This is a genomic window from Paenibacillus agaridevorans (genome assembly GCF_018604145.1).
GTDB classification, from domain to species: Bacteria; Bacillota; Bacilli; order Paenibacillales; family Paenibacillaceae; genus Pristimantibacillus; species Pristimantibacillus agaridevorans.
Map to the genome: position 1 here is coordinate 636476 of NZ_CP075889.1, position 16042 is coordinate 652517.

At 53.9% G+C, this 16042-nt stretch carries 15 protein-coding genes; 14 read left to right on the forward strand and 1 reads right to left on the reverse strand.

Annotated elements, in window-relative coordinates:
* Positions 1–16 precede the first annotated feature (16 nt).
* From KJW29_RS02560 to KJW29_RS02595, 8 genes are read left to right on the forward strand one after another with little or no spacing between them, the layout of a single operon-like run.
* Positions 17–1186 carry a glycosyltransferase family 4 protein gene (locus tag KJW29_RS02560; protein ID WP_214630958.1) on the forward strand — a complete coding sequence of 390 codons (1170 nt, stop codon included), beginning with the start codon at positions 17–19 and terminating at the stop codon, positions 1184–1186.
* Positions 1146–2339, forward strand: coding sequence for a glycosyltransferase family 2 protein (locus KJW29_RS02565; RefSeq protein WP_214628639.1), 1194 nt, complete (start codon positions 1146–1148; stop codon positions 2337–2339). The genes KJW29_RS02560 and KJW29_RS02565 overlap by 41 nt, the downstream gene beginning before the upstream one ends.
* Positions 2230–3354, forward strand: coding sequence for a glycosyltransferase family 1 protein (locus KJW29_RS02570; protein WP_214628640.1), 1125 nt, complete (start codon positions 2230–2232; stop codon positions 3352–3354). The genes KJW29_RS02565 and KJW29_RS02570 overlap by 110 nt, the downstream gene beginning before the upstream one ends.
* Positions 3351–4256: a glycosyltransferase family 2 protein gene (locus KJW29_RS02575; RefSeq protein ID WP_214628641.1), complete on the forward strand. Its 906-nt coding sequence runs from the start codon at positions 3351–3353 to the stop codon at positions 4254–4256. The genes KJW29_RS02570 and KJW29_RS02575 overlap by 4 nt, the downstream gene beginning before the upstream one ends.
* Before the next feature lie 46 nt (positions 4257–4302).
* A complete protein-coding gene (locus KJW29_RS02580; RefSeq protein WP_214628642.1) occupies positions 4303–5376 on the forward strand; it encodes an EpsG family protein in 1074 nt (357 codons plus the stop codon).
* Between the two features lie 49 nt (positions 5377–5425).
* Positions 5426–6163, forward strand: a complete 738-nt coding sequence (locus KJW29_RS02585; protein ID WP_214630959.1) for a glycosyltransferase family 32 protein — start codon at positions 5426–5428, stop codon at positions 6161–6163.
* Positions 6164–6222: 59 nt separating this feature from the next.
* A complete protein-coding gene (locus KJW29_RS02590) occupies positions 6223–6828 on the forward strand; it encodes a sugar transferase (protein WP_281426372.1) in 606 nt (201 codons plus the stop codon).
* 6 nt (positions 6829–6834) lie between these two features.
* On the forward strand, positions 6835–8031 hold the full coding sequence (locus KJW29_RS02595) for a DegT/DnrJ/EryC1/StrS family aminotransferase (RefSeq protein ID WP_214628644.1): 1197 nt from the start codon (positions 6835–6837) through the stop codon (positions 8029–8031).
* Between the two features lie 24 nt (positions 8032–8055).
* Here the strand turns inward: KJW29_RS02595 and KJW29_RS02600 are convergent, their stop codons facing one another.
* Entirely contained in the window at positions 8056–8715 is a 660-nt protein-coding gene (locus KJW29_RS02600) for a NeuD/PglB/VioB family sugar acetyltransferase (protein ID WP_214628645.1), read from the reverse strand.
* 200 nt (positions 8716–8915) lie between these two features.
* On the opposite strand from KJW29_RS02600, the gene KJW29_RS02605 reads away from it, so the two are divergent.
* From KJW29_RS02605 to KJW29_RS02630, 6 genes are read left to right on the forward strand one after another with little or no spacing between them, the layout of a single operon-like run.
* The gene (locus tag KJW29_RS02605) at positions 8916–10109 is read left to right on the forward strand and encodes a nucleotidyltransferase domain-containing protein (protein ID WP_214628646.1); all 1194 of its coding nucleotides are present in this window, start codon (positions 8916–8918) and stop codon (positions 10107–10109) included.
* A 54-nt stretch (positions 10110–10163) separates the two neighbouring features.
* Positions 10164–11363, forward strand: coding sequence for a glycosyltransferase (locus tag KJW29_RS02610; RefSeq protein ID WP_425517546.1), 1200 nt, complete (start codon positions 10164–10166; stop codon positions 11361–11363).
* Positions 11360–12445, forward strand: coding sequence for a glycosyltransferase family 2 protein (locus KJW29_RS02615; RefSeq protein ID WP_214628648.1), 1086 nt, complete (start codon positions 11360–11362; stop codon positions 12443–12445). Before KJW29_RS02610 ends, KJW29_RS02615 begins: the two co-directional genes overlap by 4 nt.
* Positions 12446–12448: 3 nt before the next feature.
* A complete protein-coding gene (locus KJW29_RS02620; protein WP_087566690.1) occupies positions 12449–13606 on the forward strand; it encodes a polysaccharide pyruvyl transferase family protein in 1158 nt (385 codons plus the stop codon).
* Positions 13607–13610: 4 nt separating this feature from the next.
* Complete coding sequence (locus tag KJW29_RS02625; protein WP_214628649.1) at positions 13611–14804, forward strand: glycosyltransferase; 1194 nt, start codon at positions 13611–13613, stop codon at positions 14802–14804.
* 15 nt (positions 14805–14819) lie between these two features.
* Entirely contained in the window at positions 14820–16007 is a 1188-nt protein-coding gene (locus KJW29_RS02630) for a glycosyltransferase (protein ID WP_214628650.1), read from the forward strand.
* Positions 16008–16042 lie beyond the last annotated feature (35 nt).

The following is a 16042-nucleotide window of genomic DNA, read 5'->3' on the forward strand; positions in this document are numbered from 1 at the left end:
AGAAACCGCGATGTCCATGCGACCGAAAATATTGTTCTGCGCGACGGTGGACTATCACTTCAGAGCCTTCCATCTGCCTGTCATGGAGTGGTTTCAGGAAATGGGCTGGGAAGTGCATGTGGCCGCCAGAGGCGCGCTCGACCTGCCGTATACGGATGCAAAGTTCGACTTGCCGATTCATCGGTCACCGCTAAAGAGGGAGAACGTGTCGGCCTACCGCATGCTGAAGGCCATTATCGACAAAGAAGGCTACGACATGATTCATTGTCATACGCCCATGGGAGGCGCATTGGCCAGACTTGCCGCCAGGGAGGCTCGGACAAAGGGGACCAAAGTCATCTATACGGCTCATGGCTTTCATTTCTTTAAGGGAGCTCCCTTGCTCAATTGGCTGCTCTATTATCCCGTCGAACGGTGGTTGTCGGCCCATACGGATTGTCTCGTGACCATTAATGAAGAAGATTACGGAAGGGCCGGACGAGACAAGTTCAAAGCGGGCATGATTGCGCATGTGCACGGCGTCGGAGTCGATACCGGCTGGTACGCTCCCATCGGCGAAGAAGAGAAAACGGCGAGACGCGAGAGGTTCAATTACGGTCCCGACCATTTCCTGCTGATCTACGCCGCTGAATTTAATAGCAACAAAAACCATCGTCTGCTGATCTATTCGATTGCCAAGCTAAAGGCCAAGGTACCTGGCGCAAGGCTGCTGCTTGCCGGCGAAGGTCCGCTGCTTAATGAGTGCAGAGCGCTGGCGATCCAGCTCGGCGTTGCGCATATGATCGAATTCCTCGGCTATCGGGACGATCTTGATGAGCTGTATCCCATGTGCGACGCGGCCGTGGCGTCCAGTATCAGGGAAGGGCTGCCCGTCAATGTCATGGAAGCGATGGCATGCGGTCTGCCTATCGTCGCGACCCGCAATCGCGGTCATAACGAGCTCATCGATGAAGGTCGCACGGGCTTTATCGTCGAGGCGGGAGACGTAGAGTCTTTCGCCAGCCGGCTGCAGCTGCTCTATTACTTCCGGGACTCCAGACGCCGCATGGGCGAGCGGGGAGCGGAACGGGCGCGTCGTTATTCACTGGAGCAGGTGATGGGAGAGCTGGGAGAGATGTATTTGACCTTGATGTCGGAGGTGACGCGTGAGGAATCCGAAGATCAGTATCGTCGTGCCTATCTATAACATGGAGCGATACTTGCCTCGCTGCCTTGACAGTCTGCTGAGTCAGACGCATGGAGAACTGGAGGTCATCGCCGTCAACGACGGGTCTACAGACGGAAGCCTGACTCTATTAGCGGAATACGCCGGGCGGGATCCCAGGCTGACTATTATCGATGTCCCTAATGGAGGAGTGGCTTGTGCCCGTACAACCGGCCTGCGGCGCTGCACGGGAGATTACATCGGCTTCGTGGATCCGGACGACTGGATCCATCGGCGCATGTATGCCGAGCTGCTGGATGCGGCGCAGCGGGAGGATGCGGACATCGTCATGTGCGCCTATGTGAGCGAGTTCGGCGGCTTCGCCAGGCCGAAGCGGTTCGACATGCCCGATTATGTCGTGTATCGAGGCGACGAGGTGCGATTGCGAATAGCGGACAGACTGCTTGGGCCTCTAGGCGGCGAAGTGTCGAAGCCCGAACATCTGGACGCCTGGGGAACGGTTTGGAACAAGCTGTACCGGGCAGAGCTGCTAGATGGTATCGCCTTTACCGATCTTGCCCTCATCGGCAGCAACGAAGATACCTTATTTAATCTGTCGGTCTGTACCCGAGCCCGTTCCTTCGTGTTTCTCAATCGGCCTTATTATCATTACTGGCGGGCGAACGAGCAGTCCATTACCACCCGCTATAAGTCTGACTTGGCCAGGCGGTTCCTGAACCTGTATGGGTGTCTGGAGTCGGCTTACCTGGACAATGGCGGGAGCGAAGACGAGCAGAGCCGGCAGCGGCTCTCTAATCGGATTGCGATGAACGTGCTGGGACTGGGTCTGAACATCGTCAGCGACAGCAATCCCTCCTCCATGCGGGGCAAGCTGAGAGAGCTGAGACAGTTGCTGCGGCACGAGACCTACAGTAAGGCGCTGCTGCGCTTCCGCTCAGGGCCATGCCAGCCGCACTGGCGATTATTCTATCGCATGGCGGGCATGCGATTGACGCTGCCGGTATTCGTTATGCTGATTGCCATGGAAGCTGTGCGTACCAAGAAGCCGATTGGGAGGAATAACCGTGAAACCACTCCGAATTCTGCAGGTCGTTACGATCATGAATCGCGGCGGGCTGGAGACGATGCTCATGAACTATTACCGTCAAATGCGGGAGAAAGGCATTCAATTTGACTTCCTCGTCCATCGTATGGAGGAGGGCCATTATGATGCGGAGATCCGGGCGCTCGGCGGCCATATCTACCGGATGCCGCAGATCAAGCCGGGCAACTACCGGCGTTACTTCCGCGAGCTGGATGCCTTCTTTGCGGTCAACCGGCAATACAAGATCGTCCACTCCCATATGAACGAAAACAGCGGCTTCGTGCTTCGCGCGGCCCGCCAAGCCGGCGTGCCTTGCCGCATTATTCACAGTCACCTCAGCGATCTGGGGCTGGATTACAAATATCCCTTCCGGCTGTATGCCCGGATGGCGATCAAGGACCATCCCAGCGACTATTTTGCGTGTTCGGAGCGTGCCGGAGAGTGGCTGTTCGGCAAGCGGGGAGGTTCGTCTTCCAAGGTGACGGTTTTGCACAACGCGGTGAATGCGGCGGATTTCCGGTACAACGAAAACGTCAGGCAAGCGGTTCGCGAGGAGCTCGGAGCCGGCGACGCCATCGTGATCGGCCACATAGGCCGATTTAACGAGCAGAAAAATCATCGCTTCCTGCTCCAGGTGTTCGAGGCCGTACATCGTCGCAACCCGAACACTTTGCTTGTGCTGGCGGGCGACGGCCATCTGCGGCAACTAATGGAGAAGGAGGCGGAGAAGCGGGGCATTGCGCATGCCGTGAGATTTCTGGGCGTGCGCGGGGATATTGCGGCCCTGCTGCAAGCTATGGATCTGTTCCTTTTCCCTTCGTTGTTCGAGGGCCTGCCCGTCGTTCTAGTCGAGGCGCAGGCCGCGGGACTTCGCTGCATCGTCTCCGACCGCATTACGAAGGAGTCGGACATTACGGGCCGGGTAAGCTTTCTCCCGCTCGAGCTGTCGCCGGAAGCATGGAGCGCCGCGGTGCTCGGCGCGAGCTACGAGCATGCCGACACTAGAAGCCAGCTTCGGGAAAGTGGTTATGACGCGGAATCCATGGCGGACTGGCTCGGTGCTTATTACAGAGCCCGCATTGGGGCGGGGGGGAAGGGTTCATGAACAAGGAGGATTTGCCGCCGCTGACCGTCTTTACGCCGACCTACAACCGCGCCTATACGCTTCACCTTTGTTACGAGAGCTTGCTGCGGCAGACATGCAAGACGTTCATCTGGCTGATCGTGGACGACGGCTCTACCGACGATACGGCGGAGCTTGTCAAGAGGTGGACCCTGGAAGCCGATTTCGAGATCTGGTACGTATACCAGGAAAATCAGGGGATGCACGGCGCGCACAACACGGCATACGAAAACATCGGGACGGAGCTGAACGTCTGCATCGACTCCGACGATTATATGGCGGACAACGCGGTAGAGACGATATTAACCTGCTGGCGGGAGCGGGGAGGAGACGAATACGCGGGCATCGTGGCGCTTGATGCGGCGACCGACGGCGCCGTCATCGGATCGCGCATGCCGGAGCATTTGACCCGTACAACGTTATCCGACCTGTACGCGAAACATGGGGTCAAGGGGGATAAAAAGCTGGTCTACCGTTCGGAGCTGACCCGTGATTGTCCGCCGTACCCGTTGTATGAGGGCGAGAAGTATTGCCCGCTGTCGTACAAATACATACTGATCGACCAGAGGGCTCCGTTGCTCGTTTTAAACGAGGTTGTCTGCATCGTCGAATACCGGGCCGACGGATCCAGCATGAACATGGTAAAGCAGTATCTTCGCAATCCGCGCGGGTTCGCTTTTTTTCGCAAGACGGCCATGCGTCATGCCCCGACCTACAAGGACCGATTCCGCGAGGCGGTGCATTATGTGTCCAGCAGCCTCATGCTGCGCAATGCCGCATTCGTCGCGGAGTCGCCGCGCAAGCTGACGACGCTATTGGCCTTGCCGCTGGGCATCGCCTTGTATATGTACATTCATCGAACGAAACGGCGCACGATCGTCTAGACGGGCTGACGGCCATTACACAGGGAAGGGAGGGTGCTGGAGAGGGATGGAGATGATATGGTTCGCGCTGCTTGCTGTATTTTTTAACGCCTTCATGGCGCGATACTTTGCCGCATCGACGGCGGACGGTCCGCTCGGCATTCGCCCTAATCGGTTCTACATGGCGCTTGGCGCGGCTTGCCTTATTCTGGTGTCGGGGCTTCGGAATAATATCGGGGATACGTATCTCTACATGCATAGCTACAGGGTGGAGGATTTCTCCTGGAGCAGCGTCCTCCAGAAGGACGATATCGGCTTCAACTTGTTCCAGATGCTGCTGAAGCAATATACGGAGGATCCGCAGCTCATGATTATGCTGACGGCGCTCGTTACGAACGCGCTGATCATCATCGTGTTCTGCCAATATTCCCGGATGATCGAGCTCAGCTTGTACGCCTACATTACGACGGGATCGTTTATCGTATCCATGAACGGCATTCGCCAATTTCTGGCTGCCGCCATCGTATTCACCGCGACTAGGGCGCTGCTGGAGGGTAAATGGAAAATTTATTTTGCCATCGTCATTTTCGCTTCCTTCTTCCACCAGAGCGCGCTTATTATGCTGCCCATCTACTTCCTGGTCAGACGCCGGGCTTGGACGCTGACGACCATGATGCTGCTTTCCTTGGGCATTCTGATCGTGGTCGGCTACAACTACTTTTCCAGCGCCTTGTTCTCCATCATCGAGAACACGCAATACTCGGGGTACCGGAGCTTCCAGGAGGGCGGCGCCAACGTGCTGCGAGTCATCGTCTTCGTCATTCCTCTGGCTATTGCGTTTCTGGGCAAGGATAAGCTGCGGCGTCTGTTCCCCGGAGGCGACGTGATCGTCAATTTATCGCTGGTAGGCGCGGTTATTATGATTATTTCGACGCAAAACTGGATTTTCGCCCGGCTTGGCATCTACTTTTCGCTTTACCAGCTCATCCTGCTCGGTTGGGTCATCAAGCTGTTCCGCGAGAAGGATCAGCGGCTCATGTACATCGCTTTTATCGGCTTCTACTTTCTATACTTTTTCTACGAGAACGTCATCATACTGGATATTCGGTACGCCAGCGACTATATCCGGTGGCCATTCTGATAGAGGTTGTTGAACCCGTACTAAAATTCGAATTCGAAGGAGGGACATGATGGATACACGGGAACAAATTCCCCGGATCATCCACTATTGCTGGTTCGGCCGCGGCGAAAAGCCGAGGAAGATTCAGACCTGCATGAACAGCTGGAAGAAACGGCTGGGCAGCGGCTACACGTTTATGGAGTGGAACGAAGACAACTTTGATCTGAATCGGTCCAAGTATGCAAAAGAAGCGTACGGAGCCCGCAAATATGCGTTCGTGAGCGATTACGTCCGGCTGCATGCGTTATACCATGTCGGCGGCATCTATCTGGATACCGATGTCGAAGTAGTGAAGACGCTGGACCCGCTGCTGACGCATGAAGCGTTTTCCGGCTTCGAGGACGAAAGCTTCCTGCAATCCGGAACGATGGGAGCGAGACCGGGACATCCGTGGATCGGCAAGCTGCTGGCGGACTATGAGCGAAGAGTGTTCCTGCTGCCGGACGGCACGTACGACATGCTTACCAACACCGCCGTCATATCGAGACTATGCACGGAGGAGGGCCTGGCGCTGAACGGCCAGTATCAGACGCTCCCCGGAGGCGTAGTTTTCTATCCGCGCCAATATTTCAGCCCTTACGACTATATTAACGGCGGCAGTTATCTGACGGAAGAGAGCTATACGATCCATCACTTCGCGCAATCCTGGCTGCCCGCCCATGTGCGGATAAAAAGCGGCGCCAAACGAATGATCAGCCGGATCGTTGGCCCCAAGGCTATTGCCAGGGTGCGCAAGCTTCTGACCTGAAGACGCGACTGCCCGGCAACACAAAGAGATAAAGGATAGAGAAGAGGGGCTATACGATGATCAAAAGAATGTTCGACTTAATCGCCGGAAGTCTTCTGTTGGCAGCCGCGCTTCTGCCGATGGCAGTTATCGCCTTGCTTGTCCGTTCGAAGCTAGGTTCCCCGGTTTTGTTCAAGCAGGAGCGTCCGGGGCTTCATGGTCGCCCCTTCCTGCTGTATAAATTTCGTACGATGACGGACGAACGGGACGGGGAAGGACAGCTGCTGTCGGATCATCTCCGGCTAACGCCGTTCGGCCTGCTGCTCCGCAAGTTGAGTCTCGACGAGCTGCCACAGTTGCTTAACGTCGTGAGAGGCGAGCTGAGCCTTGTAGGGCCGAGACCTCTGCTTATGGATTATCTGCCGCTGTATACGGAGGAGCAGGCGAAGCGCCATCTGGTGCGACCGGGGATTACGGGGTGGGCGCAGGTCAACGGACGCAACGCCGTATCGTGGGAGGAGCGTTTCGACAAGGATGTATGGTACGTAGAGAATCGTAGCTTCTGGCTGGATATGCGGATTCTGCTGCTGACGGTGAAGCGGGTGCTCCGCTCCGACGGAATCAGTAACGGCAGCCATGCGACGATGCCGGTATTCGAAGGACAAGGCCATAACCAGAAAGGATGATATCGGATGAGCCAGCAGCAACAAAGCGGAGGAAGCCGCATCTATCTGTCCTCTCCCCATATGAGCGGCAAGGAACAGGCTTATATCGACGAGGCGTTCCGGAGCAATTGGATCGCCCCGCTTGGTCCCCACATTAACGCATTCGAGCAGGAGCTTGCATCGTATGTAGGCTCCCGCGGCGCAACGGCGGTCAGCTCGGGCACGGCCGCCATCCATCTGGCCCTGCAATTGCTGGGCGTCGGCGAAGGCGATCAGGTCATATGTCCCAGCTTCACATTTATCGCGACGGCAAATCCTATTGTTTATCTTGGCGCGAAGCCGTTATTCGTCGATTCGGAGCCCGACACCTGGAATATGTCGCCGGTCGCGCTGGAGCGCGCGCTTCGGCAAACATCCGCGGCAGGCCGCCTCCCCAAAGCGGTCATCGTCGTTCATCTGTACGGGGGAATGGCGAATATGGAGCGGATCATGGAGATTTGCGACAGGTACGGCGTCCCTGTCGTCGAGGATGCGGCGGAATCGCTTGGCTCTACCTACCGGGGACGCCAGAGCGGTACATTAGGCCATTTCGGCATCTATTCCTTCAACGGCAATAAAATTATTACCACTTCCGGCGGAGGGATGTTGGTATCCGATCATACGGACGCGCTGGAGCGAGCCAAATTTCTCGCGACGCAGGCCAGAGACGCGGCCGTCCATTACCAGCACAGCGTAATGGGCTATAACTATCGGATGAGCAACGTGTTGGCCGGGATCGGCAGGGCGCAGCTGGAAGTGCTGGATCAACGCGTTCAGGCGAGGAGAGAGGTATACCGCAGATACGAGGAAGCGCTGGGAAAATACGAGGCTATCGCGTTTATGCCGGAGCCGGAGGGCACTTGCGGCAATCGCTGGCTGACGGCGCTTACTATTAAGCCTCCCGGCGCGGAGGCGATTATCGCGGGTTTGCTGGACGCTCTCGGGGAAGCCAATATCGAGGCCAGGCCATTATGGAAGCCGCTGCACCTGCAGCCGCTCTTCCGGGGAACAACCTTCTATGGACATTACGAGCAGGGAAGCTCCGTATGCGAAGAGCTCTTCCGCACTGGGATCTGTCTCCCTTCGGGCTCCAATATGAGCCCGGAGGAACAGGACCGGGTCATTGCCGTTATCGAGGACGCTGCGAGAGGGCTGCGTTCCGAGTCGACCGAAGCGGCGAGCTAGCCGGTTAAGGCGCCTGCTATCCATTCACAAATATCGTTCGCCGCTCGTGCGGGAGCGGACGGCACGGGCGGGCGTGCCATAGGCGACGGTATGGGACGCGATGTTGCGAACGACGGTTGAGCCTGCGCCGATCACGCAATGCTCGCCTACCGCGACGCCATGAATAATAGACGCGCCGATAGCGACTGCCGTATAGTCGCCGATGGCCGCGTTCCCGCCAGTGGCGGCCTTCGGCGCGAGGCTGACGAATGAGCCGATGCGGGAATCGTGTTCGATGCAGCTGCCGGCATACAAGACGGCATGCTCCCCAATCTCGGCGTCGCTTCCGACGACGGAGCCCGCCATCACGACGGAGCCCGCCCCGATGCGGGCTCCTCTTGCGACGGAAGCCGCGGGATGAACGGCGGTCACGAAAGGCAGCTCCGGCCGAATGCGGGAGATGCCTCGAACGACAAGCCCGCGAGTCCAGTTGTCGCCGATCGCCGCGATGGCTCCCCCAGCTTGGTTATTCCGGTCTGCAAGCCACGTCACATCCCCTATTACGCTATATCCGTACACCTGCTCTCCGACTGGCTTGCCTCCGTCCAACAATCCGATGATTTCGTACGCGCCTTGCCGCTCTATCGTATCGATCACGGCTTTGGCATGTCCGCCTGCCCCGAACACAATGATTCCATTCGACATTCCGTCATCCCCTTCGCTTATACGTTTTCTATGATTATGCACTAATTCTAGCATACCCTTGTTCCGGATGATCCGGAATTTTGTAGAATTATGGGCGGCGCAATTGACAGAACAACGGTCGGGTGATAATCTGTAAATGTGTTCGTTTTATAGAACAAAAATTATTTTTTGTTCGTTATTTGCGAATGAAGGAGACCGTCATGAAAATGGAAGCCGCGCTCAATACCGAAGATTTGTCACAAGAACTACGACTGCTGCTTGCCTTCCTTGAGATGGAGGAAGGCACGGAGATGAGCTTCGAGCTCTGGGAATTAATGAAAGACGCGAATTGGCATACCTTCATCGAGCTGGCGCGGCATCACCGCGTGTTCCCGACGATGAACAGGAAGCTGCAGGAACATAGGCCGATCAACGTGCCCGCCTTCGTTATCAGCATGTTCCAGCGGGACTACTACCGGAATACGATTACGATGCTCGCGTTGAGCGGCGAGATGGAGCGGCTTTCCTCGTTGTTCGAGAATCGCGGCATTCGCGCTTTGTTTCTAAAGGGGCCTGTAATCGCGGCCGACTTGTATGGCGATGTTTCTCTGCGGACGTCCTGTGATCTTGACGTGCTGGTGCCGCTGGAAAACCTCCAGGCAGCTGAGGAGCTTCTCGTGTCGCTGGGCTACGAGAAGGATGACTACATTACAAGCGTGCTGAACGACTGGAAGTGGAGACACCACCATATCACCTTTCTGCATCCCCGTAAGGGGATCAAGGTAGAGGTGCACTGGCGGCTTAACCCATCTCCGTCCAAGGAGCCCGGCTTCGAAGAGCTGTGGAGCAGGAAACGTCAGAGCTCGCTTATCAGCAGACCGATCTACTATCTCGGCAGGGAGGATCTGTTCTTGTTTCTCGTCTCCCACGGAGCCCGTCATGGCTGGTCAAGGCTTCGCTGGCTGCTGGATATCAAGCAGCTGATGAATCAGCGGATCGACTGGCCCAGGCTGACATCCCATCTGCGCAAGCATCAGATGCTCCATATCGGAGGGCAGGCGCTGTTTCTTGCGGCGAAGCTGCTCGCTGCGCCGCTTCGCGAGGAGATGAAGCCGCTTCTGACGTCCCGCAAGGCGGGATGGTTGGCCGAGGACACGATGTTTTATATGCGTCGAACCGTTAATCTGCATACGCCGCCCGTACCCAAGGAGGTCGAGCGTTATCATAAACAATATTTGTTCGGACTGCTGACCATGCGTCAGAAATGCCTGTATGTGCTGAGCGTCATGCATCCCTTCTACGAGGACACGGAAACTTTGCCGTTGCCGCAGAAGCTTCACTTCCTATATTTCGGCCTGCGTCCGTTTTTGTGGTTGTGGAGGAAGGCGAAGGGCGCCAGGGAACAGAAAACATGAAGACTGGATTGGAGGAGGAGCGGCGTGGGCAAGGTGTTGATTGCTTCGTACGACATGGAGGTTGGAGGCGTAGAACGCAGTCTTGCGGGATTGCTTAATGAGTTCGATTACGATCGCTATCAGGTCGATGTGATGCTGTATCGTCATCGCGGCGATTTCATGGGTTTGCTTAATCGAAGGGCCAATCTGCTGGCCGAGAGTCCGGCATACGCAACGTTCCGATCATCCATAATGGCGACGGTGAGGTCGGGGAAGCTGGGGCTGGGCATGGCCCGTGTGTTGGCCAAGGCGGTTGCGTCCGTTACGGGGGCGAGACAGGGGCTGACGGAGCCCGGGTACTTGCAAATGCAGCTGACTTGGAAGTATGCGTTGCCATTCCTGCCGAATCAGCAAGGCGAATACGATGCCGCGATCAGTTATCTGTGGCCTCATTATTACGTAGCGGATAAAGTATCGGCTAAGCGCAAGCTGGCTTGGATTCATACAGACTATTCGACTGTCGAGACCAATGTGGAGCAGGATCTGGTCATGTGGCGCAAGTTTGATGCTATCGTCGCAGTATCGGAGGCATGCAAGGAGTCGTTTCTAAGCAAGTACGGAGAGCTGAGGAGCCGGGTACGCGTCATCGAAAATATCGTATCGCTGGAATCAGTGCGTACGCTCGCCGGGGAGATCGAAGGGACGGGTGCCGAAGCCATGCTTGCGGACTCCAGGTTCAAGCTGCTGACTGTAGCGCGATTATCCCATGCCAAAGGGATTGATCAGGCTGTGCAAGCACTGAAGCTGCTTGCGGATCGCGGCATGCGGGATATCGTCTGGTACATCGTCGGTTATGGGGGCGACGAAGACTCTATTCGCGAGCTGATCCGGCAGAATGGACTGCAAAATTCATTTGTTCTTCTCGGTAAGCAGCTTAATCCTTATCCGTTCATGGCAGCTTGCGATCTATATGTGCAGCCTTCCCGCTACGAGGGCAAGGCCGTTACGGTTACGGAAGCCCAGATGCTCGGCAAACCCGTGATAATTACTCGTTATTCCACGGCGGCAAGCCAGGTGAATGACGGGTATGACGGATATATCGCGGAGCTGTCTGCGGAAGGGATCGCGGACGGCATCGAGCATCTGTATCGGAATGATGGGCTGCGAGCCGATCTGAGCGAGTATTGCCGTACACAAAATTACAGTTGCGGCGAGCAATTAGAGCAGCTCTACGAACTGATCGGCGACAGAACGGAGTGGAGGGGGTCGGCTTGACTTCGATTGCAAAAGTATCGTCTAACGAGGCAAGACCTTTTCCTTTAAAAATAACTGTCGTTATACCAGTTTATAATGCGGAACAATATTTGACGGAGTGCGTGCAGTCGCTTATCAAACAGACATTGCAGGAATGCGAGTTCATTTTCGTCGACGATGGGTCGAGTGATGGAAGCCGGACGATCCTGGAGCGTTACCGGAGGGAAGACGATCGCATTCGAGTTATTTATCAAGAGAACAGAGGCGTCAGTGCCGCACGAAATGTCGGTATCTCCGTGGCAAAAGGCGAATATATCGGGTTTGTGGACGCAGACGATTGGGTGAAACCTGAGATGTTCGAGGTGATGTTTGAAGCCGCTGTTTCCTCGCGTAGCGACATCGTTGTTAGCGATTATGAAAGCCAGATTGGAGAGCGCAAGGGATGTTCACGTCACGAATTCCCGGCAGATAGAAGGCTGGATCGGACATACATAAAGAAGGAAGTAATGCCGTTGTTTATGATGGGCTGGTCCATGAACACGGTATGGAACAAATTGTTCCGAAAGCAATTAATCTATCGGCACGACATCTCCTTTCGCAAGGGAATGACGCTTGGAGAAGATAAAGTGTTTGCGATGGAGTTGTTCGCGGTCGCCGACTCCATGATTTATTTAAATTATGTCGGCTATCACTATCGTGAAGTATACGGCAGCGCCACCAGAAATTTGGCAAAGATGGACTACTTTGCACATGCAATTGAGGTGTACGAGGAGAAGTATCCGCAAGCTTACGAGAAGCTTGTGGAGCCAGGCGAACTGACGCGATTGAAGTCAATCGAATTTATTAAGGCGATTATTTCCTATGTCCATCTCTATTATGAGCCGGCCAACGGGTTGAGCCTAAGGCAAAAGATAGGTTCGGTCAAAGAAATGCTCGCGCATCCTGCCGTCCGCGCCTCGCTCCCGGCATATGCCGATCATCGGCAAAATGCCGGCAGGTACGAGCAATGGATTTTACGAATGATGAATATGCAATCGGCATTGGGATTATATGGTCTGACCGCGTACAGCAGATTTCGAAACGATACGAACACGGGAGGTTAAGAAATGAAAATTATGATGTTTGCGCATGGCGGGAGCCAGAATCGCGGCTGCGAGGCGATTGTGCGGTCAACCACAAATCTGATCAAAGACCAAATTGGAGGATCGAAGGTCTATCTGGCTTCCGGCAAGCCTGATACGGATGAAATCATTGGCCGATTGGATGGCATATTTGACGGTTCGGCTTCCACCATTGACAAGTATTCAATGGAATGGTTCTTATCTCTCCTTCAGAACAAATTATTCCAGAGGGAATCTTATGCACTTGGGAAAATTGAGGCTAAAACGATCAGCCGCATAGCGGAAATGGATGTGGTCATGTCCATAGGCGGCGATAATTATTGTTATGGCGAGCAGCCGGGCTGGTACGAAATCGACAGAAGGGTGAAGCTTAAAGGGAAAAAGTTAGTCCTGTGGGGTTGCTCGATCGGAGAAGAGGACATGTCTGCGGAGAAGCTGGAGGACTTGCAACGATTTGATTTAATCGTAGCCAGGGAATCGTTGACCTACCAGATGCTCAAAGAAAAGGGACTCACGCAAGTTAAGCTTGCGGCCGATCCGGCGTTTACTATGGAGCAGATACAATTGCCGCTTCCTCCAGGCTGGCAAGAGGGCAATACGATCGGCCTGAATTTCAGTCCCTTGGTCTGGAAGCTGAATGAACAGTCCAGGCTCTCTGTCATGCAGCTGATCGAGCATATTCTGGATACGACCGATATGACAATTGCTTTTACCCCCCACGTCATCTATGAGGGAAATAACGATTATGAGGTGCTTCATTCCTATTATGAACAATTCCGATCTAGTGGAAGAGTGCTGTTATTGCCAGATAATCTGACCGCCATACAGTACAAAGGCTATATTGCACGCATGCGATTTTTTATCGGAGCAAGGACTCATGCGACGATTGCGGCTTATTCCAATCATGTGCCGACCATGGTGCTAGGTTACAGTGTGAAGTCAAAGGGGATCGCCAAAGATATATTCGGCGAAGAGAAGCTAGTGCTCCACCTCAAGGAACTGTCCGATTTCAACAAGCTGAAAGCGGGATTTGCGGAGTTGCTAAGAGATGAACATGTAATCAGGCAACAACTGGTCAACGCGATGCCGGGCGTTAGGCAGCGTTCTTTGCAGGCCGTCGATTATTTACGAGAGTTAGGATAAGGCGATGAAGAAGAAACTATTGTTTGTTATACCCAGTCTGGCTGCAGGCGGTGGAGAACGCAGTCTCGTGAATCTGTTGTCACAGATCGATTATTCGAAGTTCGATGTTGACGTGTTTTTGTTCCATCAGGAAGGAATGTTTCTCGAACATCTTCCTGAGCAAGTGAGTCTATTGCCGCATCCTATCAATTACCGAAGGTTTATCCTTCCTCTCTCTCAATCGCTTGCGGCTTTTTTGAGCAGGGGCCAGTTTCGACTCGCTTATCGGCGGTTAAGGTATGCCATGATACATCGTACTCCCTTAAGCGTTGGGGAAAGAGAGCAGAAAGCATGGAAACACATGGCGGAAACGTTGCAAGGCTTCACCGGCGTTTATGATACGGCAATCGGATTCCTGGAGAAAACATCCATCTATATGTGCGTGGATCATATTCGAGCCAACTCGAAAATCGGCTGGATTCACAATGATTATTTAAAATTGGAGACGAACGCCGCATTCGACCAACGATACTTCAGGCGATTAAATCATATCGTAACGGTGTCAGACGAATGTGCGGCAACCTTAAAAAGCGTCTTCTCCGAACAAAGCAACAAAGTTAGTATTATTCATAACATCGTGTCGCCAAACATAATATGCCGACTGGCGCAACATGTGCAGCAGGATTTGTTCGAGCGACGGGATCAGGAGACGGTCATCTTAACGATTGGAAGACTCCATTCCCAAAAGGGACTGGAGCTTGCCGTAGAAGCCTGCCGGATCTTGCTGGACAGGGGACTATCCATTCAATGGAACGTGATTGGGGAGGGAGAGGAGAGAGAGAGCCTGAACCGACTAATAGATCGTTTCCGATTAGGTCAATCGTTCCGTCTGCTCGGTTTACGCTCTAATCCGTACCCCTATCTTCATCAAGCTGATATTTACGTGCAGACTTCCAGATTCGAGGGTAAATCGATTGCGATCGACGAAGCGAAAATATTAAATAAGCCGATTGTGGTCACGAATTTCAGCACGGCCAAGGATCAGATCCGGCATGATGTCGACGGCTTGATCGTTGGGATGAATGCGGAAAGTATAGCTGACGGAATTATGCGATTGATCGAGAACAAGGAGCTGCGAAATCGCTTGTCTCAAGCGTTGTCCGGCATGGAGCTGGGAACGGAGGACGAGATTAAAAAGCTTTATCAGCTTCTTGCTTGATTGAGGAGGACACGCGTGAGAACAAAAGTATTATTTGTCATGAATAATTTGCAATGCGGAGGAGCAGAAAAGTCGCTTGTATCGTTGCTTAACACCATCGATCACTCCAGATTTCAAGTGGATTTGCTGCTGTTTAAGCGGGAAGGCATGTTTATGAAGCAACTACCTCCCGAAGTCAAGCTAATTGATGTTATGCCGGGCTATCAGTTATTTGATATGCCGATCAGCCAGGCACTCCGGGCATGTCTGCGGGATCGGCAGTACCGGATAGCTTTGGCGCGCATTCGGGCGGGACTTTTATTCCGTGGAAATGATAATGCGGCAAGGAAAGAGCAACGCTTGTGGAAACATCTTTCCCTGGCTCTTCCCAATGTCAGGGAGCCGTATGATGCGGCGATCGGTTTTTTGGAAAAAACGCCCGTATACTTTTGCCTGGACAAGGTGGAAGCAAAGGTGAAACTTGGATTCATACATAACGATTACGAAAAGCTAGGTATGGATCCCACCCTAGACGTTCGCTATTTCCACAAGCTCGACTATCTAGTAACAGTCTCAGACACATGTTCTGAAGTTCTTATGCGTTTATTTCCCGAGCAGACTGGAAAGGTAAAGGTCATTCAGAACGTCGTATCCCCAGCGCTGATCCGCGCGTTAGCAGGACAGAACGATTCGATAGGGGCGCTAGATGAAAGGATTACGATCGTGTCAGTTGGTAGATTGACAGCACAAAAAGGATTTGATTTGGCTGTGCATGCATGTCGCTTGCTCCGGGATCGTGGTTATCGTGTTCAGTGGAATGTTATTGGGGAGGGAGAAGAACGTCAGGAGCTGGAAAGAATGATCGAGAGGATGTCACTACAAGATCACTTTCACTTGTTGGGTCCCAAGGAAAATCCGTATACGTTCATCAGCCAGGCGGATCTCTACGTGCAGCCCTCTCGTTTCGAAGGGAAAGCGATAGCGATTGATGAAGCGAAGATTCTAGGCAAGCCGATTGTCGTGACGAACTTCTCCACTGCTTCTGATCAAATCCGGCATGGTCACAACGGTTGGATCACAGGCATGAGCGCAATTGAGCTTGCAGAAGGCATCGCGGAAGTGCTGGGCAATGAGGACTTAAAGCAATCATTTACACAAAGACTCTCAGAAGAAAACTTGGGCACGGAGGCGGAAATAGAGAAGTTGTACGAACTGCTGACCTAATCGTTAGCATATGTACGTTCTTCAATTAAGGCGGT

Excerpts from the sequence above, each read along its gene's own strand:
- KJW29_RS02560 (WP_214630958.1), top strand. The coding sequence starts at position 17 with ATGCGACCGAAAATATTGTTCTGCGCGACGGTGGACTATCACTTCAGA.
- KJW29_RS02575 (WP_214628641.1), top strand. The coding sequence starts at position 3,351 with ATGAACAAGGAGGATTTGCCGCCGCTGACCGTCTTTACGCCGACCTAC.
- KJW29_RS02580 (WP_214628642.1), top strand. The coding sequence starts at position 4,303 with ATGGAGATGATATGGTTCGCGCTGCTTGCTGTATTTTTTAACGCCTTC.
- KJW29_RS02585 (WP_214630959.1), top strand. The coding sequence starts at position 5,426 with ATGGATACACGGGAACAAATTCCCCGGATCATCCACTATTGCTGGTTC.
- KJW29_RS02595 (WP_214628644.1), top strand. The coding sequence starts at position 6,835 with ATGAGCCAGCAGCAACAAAGCGGAGGAAGCCGCATCTATCTGTCCTCT.
- KJW29_RS02600 (WP_214628645.1), bottom strand. The coding sequence starts at position 8,715 with ATGTCGAATGGAATCATTGTGTTCGGGGCAGGCGGACATGCCAAAGCC.
- KJW29_RS02605 (WP_214628646.1), top strand. The coding sequence starts at position 8,916 with ATGAAAATGGAAGCCGCGCTCAATACCGAAGATTTGTCACAAGAACTA.
- KJW29_RS02610 (WP_425517546.1), top strand. The coding sequence starts at position 10,164 with ATGGAGGTTGGAGGCGTAGAACGCAGTCTTGCGGGATTGCTTAATGAG.
- KJW29_RS02620 (WP_087566690.1), top strand. The coding sequence starts at position 12,449 with ATGAAAATTATGATGTTTGCGCATGGCGGGAGCCAGAATCGCGGCTGC.
- KJW29_RS02625 (WP_214628649.1), top strand. The coding sequence starts at position 13,611 with ATGAAGAAGAAACTATTGTTTGTTATACCCAGTCTGGCTGCAGGCGGT.